Here is a 13,499-nt window from a genome sequence, read left to right on the forward strand (position 1 = left end):
GCGCCCGCTCAGGCGGGGATGTAGTCGAACTCGTCCGGGTTCGGGCCGGTCCGGCCGGCCTCCCCCCTGTCCAGCCCGCTGATCCGCTCCATCGCCGTGTCGTCGAGGGTGAAGTCGAAGATCCGGAAGTTCTCCTCGATCCGCTTCGGGGTGGTCGACTTCGGGAAGACGATGTCGCCGCGCGGCACGTGCCCGCGCAGCACCACCTGGGCGGGGGTGCGGCCCACCTGCGCGGCGACGTCGACGATCGTCGGGTCGTCGAGCACCCGGCCCTGGGCGATCGGGGACCACGCCTCGGTGAGGATGTTGTGCCCCGCGCCGTACGCGCGCACCTGCTCGTTGGTGAGGTACGGGTGCACCTCGATCTGGTTGACCGCCGGCACCACGTCGGCCTCGGCGGCCAGTCGCTCCAGGTGCGGCACCTGGAAGTTCGACACCCCGATCGAGCGGGCCCGGCCGTCGCGCTGGAACTCCTCCAGGGCCTTCCAGGTGGAGACGAAGTCGCCGTCGTAGCGGGTGGGCAGCGGCCAGTGGATGAGGAACAGGTCGATGTAGTCCATCTTCAGGGCGGACAGCGTCGACTCGAACGCCCTGCGGGCGTCCTGCGGGCGGTGGAAGCCGTTGTTCAGCTTGCTGGTCACGAAGACCTCGCCCCGGTCCAGCCCGGAGGCGCGGACCGCCTCGCCGACCTCCGCCTCGTTGCCGTACATCTCGGCGGTGTCGATGTGCCGGTAGCCGATCTCCAGCGCCCGGCCGACGGCCTCGGCGGTGTCCCTCGGCTCGATCTGGTAGACCCCGAAGCCGAGCTGCGGGATGGTGTTGCCGTCGTTGAGGCTGATGTCGGGAACGGTGTTGGCCATGCCGGTGGATTACCCGGTCGGGCGGTTTCCTCACCGCCCGACCGGGGTGATCTGTGACAACCGGCCCGTTCAGCCCCAGATCGCGGTGGCCCACTCCGGGTGGTCGACGAACGGGTTGCGGTTGCCCTGCCAGCGCTCGTAGATACGCTGGTTGCGGCGCTGCTCGAAGGCGTCGGGCGGGTCCTGCCGGTGCCACTGCAGCAGCACCGGCAGCCGGCCCAGGTAGGGCGCGGAGCCGTTGGTGACCGAGTTGTTCATCTCCAGGTTCGGCCAGCCGTCGTCGCCCTCGTACCGGATCGCCATATACATGATCATGCGGGCGACGTCGCCCTTGACGGCGTTGCGGGGCTCGAACGAGTCGGCGTCGCTGTAGCTGCCCGGGGCCTCGGCGACCGCGCTGCCGCCGGTGTCGAAGTCCTTGTTGCCGCGGGTGGAGTTGACCGTCACGTCCTCGGGGCGCAGGTGGTGCACGTCGGTGCCCGGCCCGGTGGCGGTGCCGAAGTCACCGTGCGACTTGGCCCAGACGTGCTCCCGGTTCCAGTCGTTGGCTCCACCGCCGTTGCTGCTCTTGCTCTGCGACCGCCCGCTGTAGAGCAGGACCACGTTGTTGGCGTTCGCCGGGTCCTGGTCGGTGTCCTTCAACGCCTCCCACACCTGGTCGTAGTTGAGCTTCGTCTGGGTCTTGATGATGGTGTGCAGGGACGTGCGCAGCGCGCTGCCGGTCTTGCCCATCGCGTTCGCGTAGTACGTCGAGTCGTACGGCCCGGTGGAGCCGGTCGGCCCGGGGGTGGGGGAGGCGGTGGCGGTGGGCGTCGGGGTGCCGCCGCCGAGGCTCATCGCGGTCGGGCTCTTCAACCCGCCGTGACTGAAGTACGCGGTCAGCGTCCCGGTCGCGGTGACCTGCCGGCCGCGCAGCGACGGGTTGGTCAACAGCCCGAACGTGCTGCGGTAGTCGGCGGTGATCTGGACGTAGAGCATCCGGCTGGTGCCGGTCTCGGTGGCCGTGTCGGCCAGGGCGATGGCGGTGTCGGCGGTGTAGCCGGAGGTGAGCACCGTGCTGGTGGCGGTCGGCTGGCCGATGACGTACCCGGTGACCGTGGCGGTCCGGCCGTCCTGGCTGGCGAGGGCCTGCGCCACGGTCGACGTGGCCGCCGCGGACGCCGACGTCGCGACCACCGTCACCGGGATCGCCAGGGTGACGGCGGCGGTGAGCACGGTGACCAGCCGCCCGGTTCGCGGGCGGATGCTGCTCTTCATATCCATGCCCGGCGATGTTATCGGCCGGAACCCGCCCGGCGGGAGGTCGCCGGGGTGAATTCCCGTCGACCGTCTCGCCGACGCTGCGCCGGACACCGGCCGGTGCCCGGCGGGCCGGGCGACGCCGGGGCCGCGCGGGCCCCGGCCCGGTGCCTCACTTGACCAGCGGCTGGCCCTGCTTGTCGCGGAACGCGCCGACCAGGATCATGATCAGATCGATGAACGTCCAGATGCCGAACCCGCCGATGGTGATCAACTGGAGCACGCCGGTACCGACCTTGCCGGTGTAGAACCGGTGCGCGCCGAGCACGCCGACGAAGAAGCAGAGCAGCAGGGCGACGACCCAGGACTTCTGAGTGTTGACAGGAGCGGTCACTGCGGTCCTTTCTCGGGTGGAGACAGCCGCGGGAGCGTATCCACCGCCCCGGCCCCACACAAGATCGAGACAGCCGGCTCCGCCCGGACGGACGAGCAGGTCCGGGCCGGTCAGGCCGGCTTCCCCCGACTGCGGGCCGACGCCGCAGGGCGCGCCGGTGCCCGTTGCTCCCGCCCGGTGCGGTCGGGCCGGGACGGCTCAGCGGGCACGCACGGCGGCGGAGGCGACCCGGAACCCGATCGTCCGGTCGACCAGCCGCTCCACCAGTTCCGCCTTGCGCAGGCCGGTCACCCCGCGCAGGCCGAGCCGGGCGGCCAACGCCCGCAGGTCCCGCACCGCCCAGGGCGTCAGGTATTCCGTGCCGTCCCGGCGGTGCGCGAACGCGTCCAGGGTGGCCGACGCGGCGGCCAGGTCGACGCCCGACGGGGCGGACGGCGTCGAAGCAGCCGGCCGGTCCGCACCGTCCCGGGGCGGCGTCACCGGGGCGACGACCAGCCGGGCCCGCCCCTGCGCCAGCGCGGCGGCGTCGGCGGCCGACAGCCCGGCCAGCAGCTCGTCCACCCGGGCCAGGACGCCGACCGCGACGTCCCCCGTCGACTCCGGACCGCTCACACCGTCACCTCGCGGGGTTGCAGGTGGGCGATGAACTCGGTGGTGATCTGCCGCAGCTCCTCCTGCACCACCGGCGAGGTGACCCGGTTCCGCAGCACCACCGGGACGCCGCGCGGGGTGTTCCCGGCGAACAGGGTGACGTTCTCCCGCAATGCGGTGGGGAAGACCGGCAGGCCGAGCGCCCGTACCTGGTCCAGGTAGCCCTGGTGGGCGGCGATCGGCCGCTGCGCGGTCAACTGGATCATGGTGAAGACCACCCCGGCGACGTCCGGGGCGACCTTGTGGTGCCGGCGGCTGGTGGCGAACCGGCGGGCGTCGGCGTTGTACCGGTCCACCAGTTCCCGGACGCTGCCGCAGAGGTGGTCGATGCCGAGGGTGGACAGGTAGTCGGCCTTCGCCGGGATGAGCAGGTGGTCGCTGGCGATGACGGCGGACTGGGTGACCACGTTGAAGTTCGGCGGGCAGTCGATCAGCACCAGGTCGTAGCCGTCGAGGGCGGCGTCGTGCAGCCCCTCGGCCAGCGCGCCCCGGACCCGGAACAGCTCCCGGTCGTAGTCCTCCCCGTCGGCCACGCCCCGGGCCAGCGCGAGGTCGATGTCGGCCAGGCCGAGGTGCGAGGCGATCAGGTCCAGCCGGCCGGCCCCGGTCAGGTGGGCGTTGGCCGGGCCGGGGGAGACCACAAGTTCACCCAGCGTCACCGCCGGGGTGTCCCCGCGCAGGCCGTCGTACCAGCGTTTCACGGTACGGCCGTCGCGCAGCCGTTCCCGCCAGTCGTCCGGGTCGTAGAAGCTGAACGTCAGGCTGGTCTGCGGATCGAGGTCGATCAGCAGCACCTTCATCCCCCGGTTCGCCAGTTCGGCCCCGAGGTTCGCGGTCACGGTGGTCTTGCCCACCCCGCCCTTGTAGTTGATCACGGACACGACGTACACCGACGGCACCTCCCCAGAGGGGGAACCGTAGCCGCCCGGATGGCGTCTGACCATCCATGATGCCCATTCCGAGCGGTCACGCTCCGCGATCGGGCCGCCGGCTCGCCGCCGCCGGCATCGGGCTCGCGGCCCTGGCCGTGCCGCTCTGGGCGATCGGCATGACCCGGTGGCAACCGCTCACCGAACCGGTCGGCCCGTGGTCGGAGCGGCTCCCCGAGGCGTCCACCTACTGGGCCCGCGACCTGCGTTTCCTGGCACTGATGGCGGTCGTGTGCGGGTTGGTGCTGGCCGGTGCGGGCCGACGCCCGTGGCTGACGCCGGCCGTGCTGCTCGGCGGCGGCGCGCTGGCCGCCGACATCGCCGTCGACCGGGCCGACCTCACCGGCCCCGGCGCGACCGTGTCACTCGTCGCCGCAGGCTGGCTGGCCGTCGGCGTCACCGTGCTGCTCGCCGTACGCCGGGACGGCGCGACCGGTGTGGACGGTCCGCACCGTCGGACGGCCGGGGCCGGCGCGGTGGGAGCGGCCGGGCCGGACCGTACCGTCCCGGGGGTGGGCCCGCACCGGACGGGCGGCCGGGACCGGGCCGTCCTGGCCGGGGTGGCCGCCGTCGCGGCGGTGCTGGCGCTGACCGCCGTGCTGACCCGGTCGCCTACCGGCCGGGAACCCGCGCTCGACCCGGCAGCCCTGGTCACCGCCCTGCTCCTGCTGGCGGTGACCGTGGCCGGCGCGGCGGCCGCCGCCCCCGCCCGGGGTCGACGTCGGCTCGCGGCGGCGGTGGGCCTGGCCGTGACCGGCGGGATCGGCCTGCCGCTGGTCCGGCTCGTCGGGCCGGCCGGCCGACTCGTGCCGGTGGCGCTGCTCGGCGCGGTCCTGCTGCTGGGGGTGACGCTGCTGACCCGCCCCGCCCTGCCGGCCAACCGGTACGCGGTGCTCGTCCCGGTGGTCATGCTCGCCCCGCTCGCGCTGTGGCACGTCGCGTTGCTGGTCAGCGCGGTCCTGTCACCCGGTGCGCCGTTGACCGTGCTGGCCGGCAACAGCCCGGTCGGCGGCGGCGACCCCGACGTGCTCCCCGCGCTGACCGGCCTGGTCGCCGGCCTCGGCACCGCGCTGGTGCTGGCCCGGGCGGCAGGCGTCCCGGGGCGGCCCGGTCACCGCCCGGCACCGTCGGCCGGTGGGTCGGCACGGCCGGCCAGCGCGGAGCGCCGGTACCCGTAGCACGCGTAGATCAGCCCGCCGAGCAGGAACCAGGCGGCGAACCGCAGCCAGGTGACGTGGTCGAGGAAGCTGATCAGCCAGACCGAGAAGACAACCCCGAGCGCCGGCACCACCGGCATCCCGGGCAACCGGAACGTGCGCGGGGCGTCCGGGCTGCGGTAGCGCAGCACGATCACCGCGACGCAGACCACCACGAAAGCCAGCAGGATGCCGATGTTGGTCAGCTCGGCGGCCTGCCGGATCGGCAGGAAGCCGGCGATCACCGCCGAGGCCACCCCGACGATCCAGGTGACCCGGGTGGGCACCCGGCGCACCGGATGCACCTTGGCGAACCAGGCCGGCAGCAGGCCGTCGCGGCTCATCGAGAACCACACCCGGGTCACCCCGAGCATGAAGGTGAACATCACCGTCAGGATGCCGATGATCGCCCCGACGGCGATGACGCTGGCCAGGCCCGAGAGGCCCACCGAGGCGAACGCGGAGGAGAAGCCGCTCTCCGGGTCGATGTCCCGGTAGTTCTGCATCCCGGTGAGCACCAGCGTGGCCAGCACGTACAGCACCATCGAGATGACCAGCGACCAGACGATCGCCTTCGGCATGTGCCGGCGGGCGTCGCGGGACTCCTCGGCGGCGGTGCTCATCGCGTCGTAGCCGAAGACGGCGAAGAAGACCGTCGCCGCGCCGGTGAACGCCCCGCCGAGCCCGAACGGGAAGAACGGCGAGTAGTTGGCGGTGCGGACGTGGAAGAAGCCGACCACGACCACCAGCAGCACCGCGGCCACCTTCACCCCGACCACGACCGTCTCGAACCGGGCGGCGGTCCGGATGCCCAACGTCAGCAGGAAGGCGATCAGCAGGCAGAGCAGCACGGCGAACAGGTCCACCACGTGCCCGTCGCCGGTGCCCGGGGCGCCCAGCATCCAGGCCGGCAGGTCGACGCCGAGCTGCCCGACGAGGAAGCCGAAGTAGCCGGAGATGCCGATCGCCACCACCGCCACGATCGCGGTGTACTCCAGCAGCAGGTCCCAGCCGATGAACCAGCCGACCGCCTCGCCGAGCACCGCGTAGCCGTAGGTGTAGGCCGAGCCGGCCCTGGGGATCATGCCGGCGAACTCGGCGTACGACAGCGCCGCCGCCGCGCTGGCCAGGCCGGCGATCAGGAACGACACCAGCACTGCGGGACCGGCGGTCTCGTTGGCGACCGCCCCGGCCAGGGCGAAGATGCCGGCGCCGATGATGCCGCCGACGCCGATCGCGGTGAGTTGCCACAACCCCAGCGAGCGGGACAACCCCTGGTCGGTCTCGTCGGCGATCGCCTCGACCGGCTTGCGGCGGAAGATCCCTCCGCGGTCGACTGTGGAGTCCATCGTCGTCCCCTTCCGCCGGGAATGCATCCACCTAGGTTGATACTCCCTGGGCGGCGGATGCACAATCGGCGACGACCCGGTCACGCTCGAATGAGGTGCCGGGTGGCCGGACCGGGGACACCTGGCTACGGCTGCGGCGGGGCCTGCCCACCCGGGGGCGGGGCCGCCCGCCAGTACTGCCGTCCACCCTCGTCCCGGACGACCACCCCGATCCGGGCCAGTTCCCCACCCAGCTCCCGGACGTCGCGCGCCCGGTCGGCGTCGACGGCCCGCTGGCGGGCGCGCAGCAGCGGGTCCGCCCCCGGCGGCAGGTCGGGCAACCCCTCCACCCACCGCCGGTACGCGTCCCGGTGCGGGTCGGCGTCCCGCCACGGCCACCCGTGCCCGTCGAAGGCGTCCTTCAGCCGCTGCCGGCTCAGGTCGGAGCGTTCCCGGGCCAGCTCCGCACCGGCCGGGCCGAGCAGCACCAGTTCCCTGCCGTCGACGAAGACGGCGGCGACGGTGCGCCGGGCCAGTTCGCGGTCGACGCCGTCGCGGCGTAGCCGGACACCGTCCCGGTCCACCGTGACGATCAACCGTTCCCGGGTGCCGACGTAGGCGAGGAGCAGCCCGGCCAGCATCCCGAGCAGCAGGCCCCCAGCCAGCGCCCGCCGGTACGGCAACCCGGCGACCAGCTCGAACCAGCCCTGCACCGGGGCCCAGGGCAGCCCCGCCACCCAGTCGGCGACCATGGGAAGCCGCCCGCCCAGGGCACCGCCCAGCAGCGGGAAGCCGACCCACATCACCAGCAGCTCCCCGACGTCGCCACCGACCCTGGTCGCGACGCCCGGCTCCCGCGCCCGCATCGTCAGTGCACCTCGCGCCGCAGTGTGCGCACCATTCCCACGGCGAGCGGCGCGACCACCCAGACCAGCAGGGACACCGCGAGCCGACCCCACTGCCCGGCGGTCATGTCCGGGCCGAGCAGCGGCTCCATGGTGATCGACGTGTCCAGCCAGCGGGCCGGGCCGTGCAGCGCCGCGATCATCGCGGACAGGATGCCCCACACGGTCGGCAGCAGCAGCGAGGTGACGATCGCCAGCGGGGTGTTGAGCAGCAGCAACCCGAATCCCGCGCCGATCAGCACGTTGATCGACTGGAACACGGCGGCGTGCCCGGCCACCGTCGGGTCGAAGTCCCAGCTCCCCGCCCCGCCGGTGATCCCCGAGAGCAGGGTGCCCACGGCGGCGACGGCCAGGCTCACCAGCACCGACGCCAACGCGGCGAGCAGCACGGCGGCGAGCTTGGCGACGATCACCCGTTCCCGGCGCGGCACCAGGGCGAACGTGGTCAGTGCGGTGCGCTGGGACCACTCGGCGGTGATCGACAGGATGCCCAGCACCGGCAGCAGCAGCGCCACCGGCGCGAGCGACGCGGTGAAGAAGTTGGTGAAGGTCTGCGCGGTGTCGTCGACGAAGCGCAGTTGCAGCGCGACGATCGCGGCGGCGATCAGCCCGATCGAGGCCAGCAGCCAACGTCCGGCCCGGGTGTCGCCGAGTTTGCGCAGCTCCACCCCGATCAGCCGGGCCAGGGACGGCCCGGGGACCGCTTTCCGGACGGTGGTGGGGGGAGTGGTCGTCATGGTGGTCACTGCACGGCCTCCTTGGTGCTCGCGCCGGCGGTCAGGGTGAGGAAGAGCTGTTCCAGGCCACCGCCGCCGGCCGGCCGCAGCTCGGTCAGGACCAGCCCGGCGTCGGCGGCGGCCTGCCCGACGACGTCGGGTTCGGCGCGGACCACGCACCCGCCGTCGGCGCCGGCGGTGGCGTCCAGCCCGGCCCGGTCGAGGGTGAGCCGCAGCGCGTGCGGGTCGCGGGCCCGGACCAGGGTGCCGGCCCCGGCCAGCAGTTCGTCCTTGCCGCCCTGGGCGACGACCCGGCCGCCGCCGATCACCACCAGCCGGTCGGCGACCGCCTCCACCTCCCGCAGCAGGTGGGAGGAGAGCAGCACGGTGCCGCCCCGGTCGGCGAAGTCGCGCAGCAGGCCGCGCATCCAGAAGATCCCCTCCGGGTCCAGGCCGTTGGCCGGCTCGTCGAGGACCAGCACCCGGGGCTCGCCCAGCAGCGCCAGCGCCAGGCCGAGCCGCTGCCGCATCCCCAGCGAGTACGCCCCGACCCGCCGCTTCGCCGCCACCGCGTTCAGGCCCACCCGGTCGAGCACGGCGGGCACCCGGTCGGCCTCCACGCCCATGGTCCGGGCGGCCAGGAACAACGTCTCGCGCCCGCTGCGCCCGACGTGCTGCGCGGAGGCGTCCAGCAGCACGCCCACCTCGCGGCCCGGGTTGGGCAGCTCGCGGTAGGGCTGACCGGCGACGGTGGCGGTGCCGGAGGTCGGGCGGGTCAGCCCGCACAGCATCCGCATGGTGGTGGACTTGCCCGCCCCGTTCGGGCCGAGGAAACCGGTCACCGTGCCCGCTTCGCAGCGGAACGAGACGTCGTCGACGGCGGGGTGCGGGCCGTACCGTTTGGTGAGGTGGTCGACTGCGATCATGCCGTCGAGCCTGTCCCGACCACCCGGCCGGGCGCTGCGGCCGACCGTCGAGAGCCGCCCCTACCTCGGTCTACCCGTAGACCTCGACTTTGGTTGGTGTCCGGGGCGCCGTTCGGCTTTCTAGCATGGGTGGGTGAGTGCTGCCGTCGTACCCGATCATCCCTGGCTGCTGCCGGGGGCGCTGACGCCCGAGGCCAGGACGCCCCGGCGCACGCCCCGGGACTGGCTGGTCGACACGGTGGCCTTCCTGCTCGCCGTCGGCTGGGCGTTGGTGGGCTTCGGTGACGCGGTGTCGCCCGACCCGCAGTTCGCCCACAACGCCGGGCCGTCCTGGCTGGTCGGGGTGGACCTGGCGGCGGGTCTGACCTTCTGCGCGGCGCTGTGGCTGCGCCGCCGCTGGCCGGTCGGGCTGGCCGTGGCCGGCCTGCCGCTGGCGCTGTTCTCGGTGACCGCCGGGGTGGCGTTGCTGGTCGTGGTCTTCACCGTGCTGGTCCACCGGCCGCTGCCGATCGGCGCGGCGCTCGTCGGCTTCCACCTGGCGGTCATCCCGCTCTACACCGTCGTGCGCCCCGACCCGTCGCTGCCCTACTGGGCGACGGTGGCCTGGACGGTGATGTTCGTCGGGATCGTGGTGGCGTGGGCGCTGTTCGTCCGGGCCCGCCGGCAGTTGGTGCTGTCGCTGCGGGACCGGGCCCACCGGGCCGAGTCCGAGCAGCAGCTCCGCGTCGAACAGGCCCGCCAGTTGGAGCGCACCCGGATCGCCCGGGAGATGCACGACGTGCTGGCGCACCGGATCTCGCTGCTCAGCCTGCACGCCGGGGCGTTGGAGTTCCGCCCGGACGCCCCGCCGCAGGAGGTGGCGCGGGCGGCCGGGGTGATCCGGGGCAGCGCCCACGCCGCCCTGCAGGATCTGCGCGAGGTGATCGGGGTGCTGCGGGCCGACACCGCCGACGGCGACGCCGCACCGGAACGCCCCCAGCCCACCCTCGCCGACGTGCCGGCGCTGATCGCCGAGTCCCGGGCCGCCGGGGTTCGGGTCACCCTGGTCGACGAGGTCGCCGACCCGACGCGGGTGCCGACGGCGGTGGGACGCAGCGCGTACCGGATCGTGCAGGAGGGGCTGACCAACGCGCGCAAGCACGCCCCCGACACGACGGTCGGCGTCCGGCTGGCCGGCGGCCCGGGACGGGAGCTGGCGGTGGAGATCCGCAACCCCTGGCCGGTGGGCACCTCCGCGCCGGCCCTGCCGGGCGCCGGCACCGGGCTGGTCGGCATCGCCGAGCGGGTCACCCTGGCCGGCGGCCGGCTGACCCACGGCCGGGACGGGGCGACCGGCGACTTCCGGTTGGCGGCCCGGCTGCCGTGGCCGGCATGAGCCGCCCGGTCGGCGTGGCCGACGCGAGTAGCCCGGCTGCCGTGGCCGGCGTGAGCCGCCCGGCTGCCGTGGCCGGCGTGAGTCGCCCGGCTGTCCGGTGGCGAGGGGGTGCCCGGTGACGACCGACGGCGACGCCGCCCCGGTGCGGGTGTTGATCGTCGACGACGACGCGCTGGTCCGCGCCGGGCTGTCGATGATCCTCGGGGGTGTGCCGCAGGTGCGGGTGGTGGGCGAGGCCGCCGACGGCGACGAGGTGCCCGCCGCCGTCGCCCGGTGCACGCCCGACGTGGTGCTGATGGACATCCGGATGCCCCGGGTCGACGGACTGGCCGCCACCGAGGCGTTACGGGCGCTGCCGGACCCGCCGGAGGTGCTGGTGCTGACCACCTTCGACGCCGACGAGCAGGTGCTGCGGGCGTTGCGGGCCGGGGCGGGCGGTTTCCTGCTCAAGGACACCCCGCCCGCCGAGATCGTCCGGGCGGTGCTGCGGGTGGCCGCCGGTGAGGCCACCCTGTCGCCGACGGTGACCAGGCAGTTGATCAGCCACCTGACCGTGGGGCCCACGCCGGGTCCGGACCAGCGTCGGGACCGGGCGCTGCGACTGCTGGCCGGGCTCACCGAGCGGGAGCACGAGGTCGCGGTGGCGCTCGGTCACGGCCGGACCAATGCGGAGATCTCGGCGGAGCTGTTCATGAGCGTGGCGACGGTGAAGGCGTACGTGTCCCGGCTGCTGACCAAGCTGGCGCTGAACAACCGGGTCCAGGTGGCGCTGCTGGTCCACGACGCGGGCCTGGTCTGACGATCTGAAGCACCCAGACTTGATACCCTCATTTTTGGTGGTATCAGATCTGAGTGTATCGGAGTGGGGTATGCACGGTTTCGTGGGGCGGGACCGGGAACTCGCCCTGCTCGACGGCATGCTGGCCAAGGTCAGCCGGGGAGGGCGGGCTGGTCGCCCCGGGCGGGCACTGCTGATGCGGGGACGGCGTCGGGTCGGCAAGTCCCGCCTGGTCGAGGAGTTTGTCGACCGGGCCGGGGTGCCGCACCTGTTCTTCACCGCGTCCGCCCAGCCCACCGTGGCTGCCGATCTTGCGCTGTTCGTCGAGGCGGTGGTCGGGTCCAGCCTGCCCGGCGCGCACCTGTTCGCCGCTCAGCGTCCGGGCACCTGGGACGCCGCGCTCACCCTGCTGGTCGCCGCGTTGCCGACGGACCGGCCGGCCGTGGTGGTGCTCGACGAGTTGCCCTATCTGATCGCCACGGACCCCGGGCTGGAGGGCACCCTGCAGAAGGTGTTCGACCGGGAGCTGTCCCGGCTACCGGTGTTGGTGATCGGCATCGGCTCCGACGTGGCCATGATGGAGGCGTTGAACGCCTACGGACGGCCGTTCCACCAGCGGGCGACGGAGTTGGTGGTGCCGCCGCTGAGTCCCGCCGACGTCCGGGAGATGCTCGGGGCGGCACCGGCCGACGCCTTCGACGCCTATCTCGTCTCCGGTGGCCTGCCGCTGATCCTCGACGAGTGGCCCAGCGGGGCCAGCCTCGCCGACTACCTCGCCGACGCGGTGACCGACCCGACCTCCGCCCTGCTGGTCAGTGCGGAACGGGCGCTGGCGGCCGAGTTCCCCACCCAGTCGCAGGCCGGACTGGTGCTGCGGGCCATCGGCTCCGGGGAGCGGACGTTCTCGCTGATCGCCCGGGCCGCTGGTGACCTGCCCCAGGCCTCGCTCAGCCGTGCGCTGCGATTGCTTGTCGACAAGCGCATGGTCGAGGTGACCACCCCGCTGTCCACCCGCCCCTCGCGGGAGACCCGTTACACCGTCGCCGACCCGTACCTGCGCTTCTGGCTTACCTTTCTCGGCCCGTACCTGCCCGAGATCGAGCGTGGGCGGGGCGATCTCACCCTGGCCCGGCTGCGTACTTCCTGGACGTCCTGGCGGGGGCGGGCGATCGAGCCGGTGGTACGGGAGTCGCTGCGCCGGCTGCCCGCCGGCCACCTGCCGGAGGACACCGGCGTGGTGGGCGGCTACTGGACCCGGACCAACGACCCGGAGATCGACCTGGTCGGGGCGGACCGTGGACCGGTCGCCCGGCGGATCACCGTCGTCGGCTCGGTGAAGTGGCTGGAGAACCGGCCCTTCGACGGGCACGACCTGGGACGGCTCACCCTGCACCGGTCCCGGCTGCCCGGTGCCGACGAACAGGTGCCGCTGCTGGCGGTGACCCGGGCCGGCGCGGTGGTGGACGGGGCGCGGGTGTTGACGCCGGAGGATCTGCTCACCGCGTGGGGGGATTGAACCGCCGCCGGTCACCGCCCGTACCACTGCGCGAGGATGCGTTGTGGCGATTCAGCCGCAGTCGCTGCCGAGTTGCGGGAGGCCTGCCGTGCGAGTTGGTGAGCAGTCGACGGACCCCATCGATCAGGTTCTGGGCGAGGTGCCGGTGCCCGCCTCGTTGACACCCGAGGACGTCCGGCTCGCGGTGCGAGCGGTCGTGGTGCACGCCGCCGAGGAGTGGCCCAACGGCCCGCTGTGCCGCAACGACGGGGCGTCGTACCCGTGCCGGCTGCACCGTTGGGGGCGGCGGGTGCTGGAGAACCACGGGTTGAACGAGCGTCAGATCGACGCGCTGATCCGGCACGGCAACCCGTTCGTGCACGTGCCCTTCCCGTTCACCTACACCACACCCCGGCCCGGCGCGGCCCCGGCGCGGACCGCCCCGGCGGCCGGCTACCCGGCCCGTGGCCAGGTCGGTCGGCCCGGTGTGCCCGCGGCGCGGCCCGCTGCGGCGGGGATGCGGCCGGGCGTGCGCTCCGGCGTCCCCGGCCGGCCGGTGACGCCCCCGGCTGCCGCGCCGCGCTGGCCCCGGGCGAGCTGAGCGCCCGGCCCCGGTGCCCCGACGCCGGCCCCGCCCCGGGGGTCCCGTGGGGGCGGGGCGGCGGCGGCCGGGGCGGCGGGCACCGGGCGGCGCCCCCGTCCCGGGC

The 13,499-nt window shown here is 73.8% G+C and carries 14 protein-coding genes; 5 read left to right on the plus strand and 9 right to left on the minus strand.

The features are described from left to right. Window positions 1-8 precede the first annotated feature (8 nt). The 5 genes from ACOJTC_RS12315 to ACOJTC_RS12335 form a co-directional block, all read right to left on the minus strand. The gene (locus ACOJTC_RS12315) at window positions 9-860 is read right to left on the minus strand and encodes an aldo/keto reductase (protein WP_420116946.1); all 852 of its coding nucleotides are present in this window, start codon (window positions 858-860) and stop codon (window positions 9-11) included. Between the two features lie 69 nt (window positions 861-929). After that, entirely contained in the window at window positions 930-2,123 is a 1,194-nt protein-coding gene (locus tag ACOJTC_RS12320) for an endonuclease (protein ID WP_420116947.1), read from the minus strand. A 148-nt stretch (window positions 2,124-2,271) separates the two neighbouring features. Then, window positions 2,272-2,493 (minus strand): TM2 domain-containing protein, encoded by a 222-nt coding sequence (locus ACOJTC_RS12325; RefSeq protein WP_420116948.1) that lies wholly within the window; start codon window positions 2,491-2,493, stop codon window positions 2,272-2,274. A 198-nt stretch (window positions 2,494-2,691) separates the two neighbouring features. After that, the gene (locus tag ACOJTC_RS12330; RefSeq protein WP_420116949.1) at window positions 2,692-3,105 is read right to left on the minus strand and encodes a hypothetical protein; all 414 of its coding nucleotides are present in this window, start codon (window positions 3,103-3,105) and stop codon (window positions 2,692-2,694) included. Beyond that, on the minus strand, window positions 3,102-4,034 hold the full coding sequence (locus ACOJTC_RS12335; protein ID WP_357931567.1) for a ParA family protein: 933 nt from the start codon (window positions 4,032-4,034) through the stop codon (window positions 3,102-3,104). The genes ACOJTC_RS12330 and ACOJTC_RS12335 overlap by 4 nt, the downstream gene beginning before the upstream one ends. Before the next feature lie 59 nt (window positions 4,035-4,093). Here ACOJTC_RS12335 and ACOJTC_RS12340 point away from each other — a divergent pair, with 59 nt between their 5' ends. Then, window positions 4,094-5,251, plus strand: a complete 1,158-nt coding sequence (locus tag ACOJTC_RS12340; RefSeq protein WP_420116950.1) for a hypothetical protein — start codon at window positions 4,094-4,096, stop codon at window positions 5,249-5,251. Here the strand turns inward: ACOJTC_RS12340 and ACOJTC_RS12345 are convergent. From ACOJTC_RS12345 to ACOJTC_RS12360, 4 genes are all read right to left on the minus strand, one after another. Continuing rightward, window positions 5,185-6,618: an amino acid permease gene (locus ACOJTC_RS12345; protein ID WP_420116951.1), complete on the minus strand. Its 1,434-nt coding sequence runs from the start codon at window positions 6,616-6,618 to the stop codon at window positions 5,185-5,187. The genes ACOJTC_RS12340 and ACOJTC_RS12345 overlap by 67 nt on opposite strands. A 125-nt stretch (window positions 6,619-6,743) precedes the next feature. Beyond that, entirely contained in the window at window positions 6,744-7,463 is a 720-nt protein-coding gene (locus ACOJTC_RS12350) for a YqeB family protein (protein WP_420116952.1), read from the minus strand. 2 nt (window positions 7,464-7,465) lie between these two features. Then, window positions 7,466-8,239: an ABC transporter permease gene (locus ACOJTC_RS12355; RefSeq protein ID WP_420116958.1), complete on the minus strand. Its 774-nt coding sequence runs from the start codon at window positions 8,237-8,239 to the stop codon at window positions 7,466-7,468. Window positions 8,240-8,244: 5 nt separating this feature from the next. Continuing rightward, a complete protein-coding gene (locus ACOJTC_RS12360; protein ID WP_420116953.1) occupies window positions 8,245-9,144 on the minus strand; it encodes an ABC transporter ATP-binding protein in 900 nt (299 codons plus the stop codon). Between the two features lie 133 nt (window positions 9,145-9,277). On the opposite strand from ACOJTC_RS12360, the gene ACOJTC_RS12365 reads away from it, so the two are divergent. From ACOJTC_RS12365 to ACOJTC_RS12380, 4 genes are all read left to right on the plus strand, one after another. Then, window positions 9,278-10,519, plus strand: a complete 1,242-nt coding sequence (locus ACOJTC_RS12365) for a sensor histidine kinase (protein ID WP_420116954.1) — start codon at window positions 9,278-9,280, stop codon at window positions 10,517-10,519. Between the two features lie 97 nt (window positions 10,520-10,616). After that, entirely contained in the window at window positions 10,617-11,318 is a 702-nt protein-coding gene (locus tag ACOJTC_RS12370) for a response regulator (RefSeq protein WP_420116955.1), read from the plus strand. 70 nt (window positions 11,319-11,388) lie between these two features. After that, window positions 11,389-12,813, plus strand: a complete 1,425-nt coding sequence (locus ACOJTC_RS12375; RefSeq protein ID WP_420116956.1) for an ATP-binding protein — start codon at window positions 11,389-11,391, stop codon at window positions 12,811-12,813. Between the two features lie 88 nt (window positions 12,814-12,901). Further along, a complete protein-coding gene (locus ACOJTC_RS12380) occupies window positions 12,902-13,393 on the plus strand; it encodes a hypothetical protein (protein ID WP_204927242.1) in 492 nt (163 codons plus the stop codon). The last annotated feature ends 106 nt before the right edge of the window (window positions 13,394-13,499 follow it).

Origin of the sequence: Micromonospora sp., from assembly GCF_048594385.1 — a bacterium.
In the GTDB taxonomy this organism is placed as follows: domain Bacteria; phylum Actinomycetota; class Actinomycetes; order Mycobacteriales; family Micromonosporaceae; genus Micromonospora; species Micromonospora wenchangensis.

Bases quoted from the DNA above. Each gene is read 5' to 3' on its own strand.
- ACOJTC_RS12350 (WP_420116952.1), bottom strand. From the start codon at position 7,463: ATGCGGGCGCGGGAGCCGGGCGTCGCGACCAGGGTCGGTGGCGACGTC.
- ACOJTC_RS12375 (WP_420116956.1), top strand. From the start codon at position 11,389: ATGCACGGTTTCGTGGGGCGGGACCGGGAACTCGCCCTGCTCGACGGC.
- ACOJTC_RS12360 (WP_420116953.1), bottom strand. From the start codon at position 9,144: ATGATCGCAGTCGACCACCTCACCAAACGGTACGGCCCGCACCCCGCC.
- ACOJTC_RS12315 (WP_420116946.1), bottom strand. From the start codon at position 860: ATGGCCAACACCGTTCCCGACATCAGCCTCAACGACGGCAACACCATC.
- ACOJTC_RS12340 (WP_420116950.1), top strand. From the start codon at position 4,094: ATGCCCATTCCGAGCGGTCACGCTCCGCGATCGGGCCGCCGGCTCGCC.
- ACOJTC_RS12320 (WP_420116947.1), bottom strand. From the start codon at position 2,123: ATGGATATGAAGAGCAGCATCCGCCCGCGAACCGGGCGGCTGGTCACC.
- ACOJTC_RS12355 (WP_420116958.1), bottom strand. From the start codon at position 8,239: ATGACGACCACTCCCCCCACCACCGTCCGGAAAGCGGTCCCCGGGCCG.
- ACOJTC_RS12345 (WP_420116951.1), bottom strand. From the start codon at position 6,618: ATGGACTCCACAGTCGACCGCGGAGGGATCTTCCGCCGCAAGCCGGTC.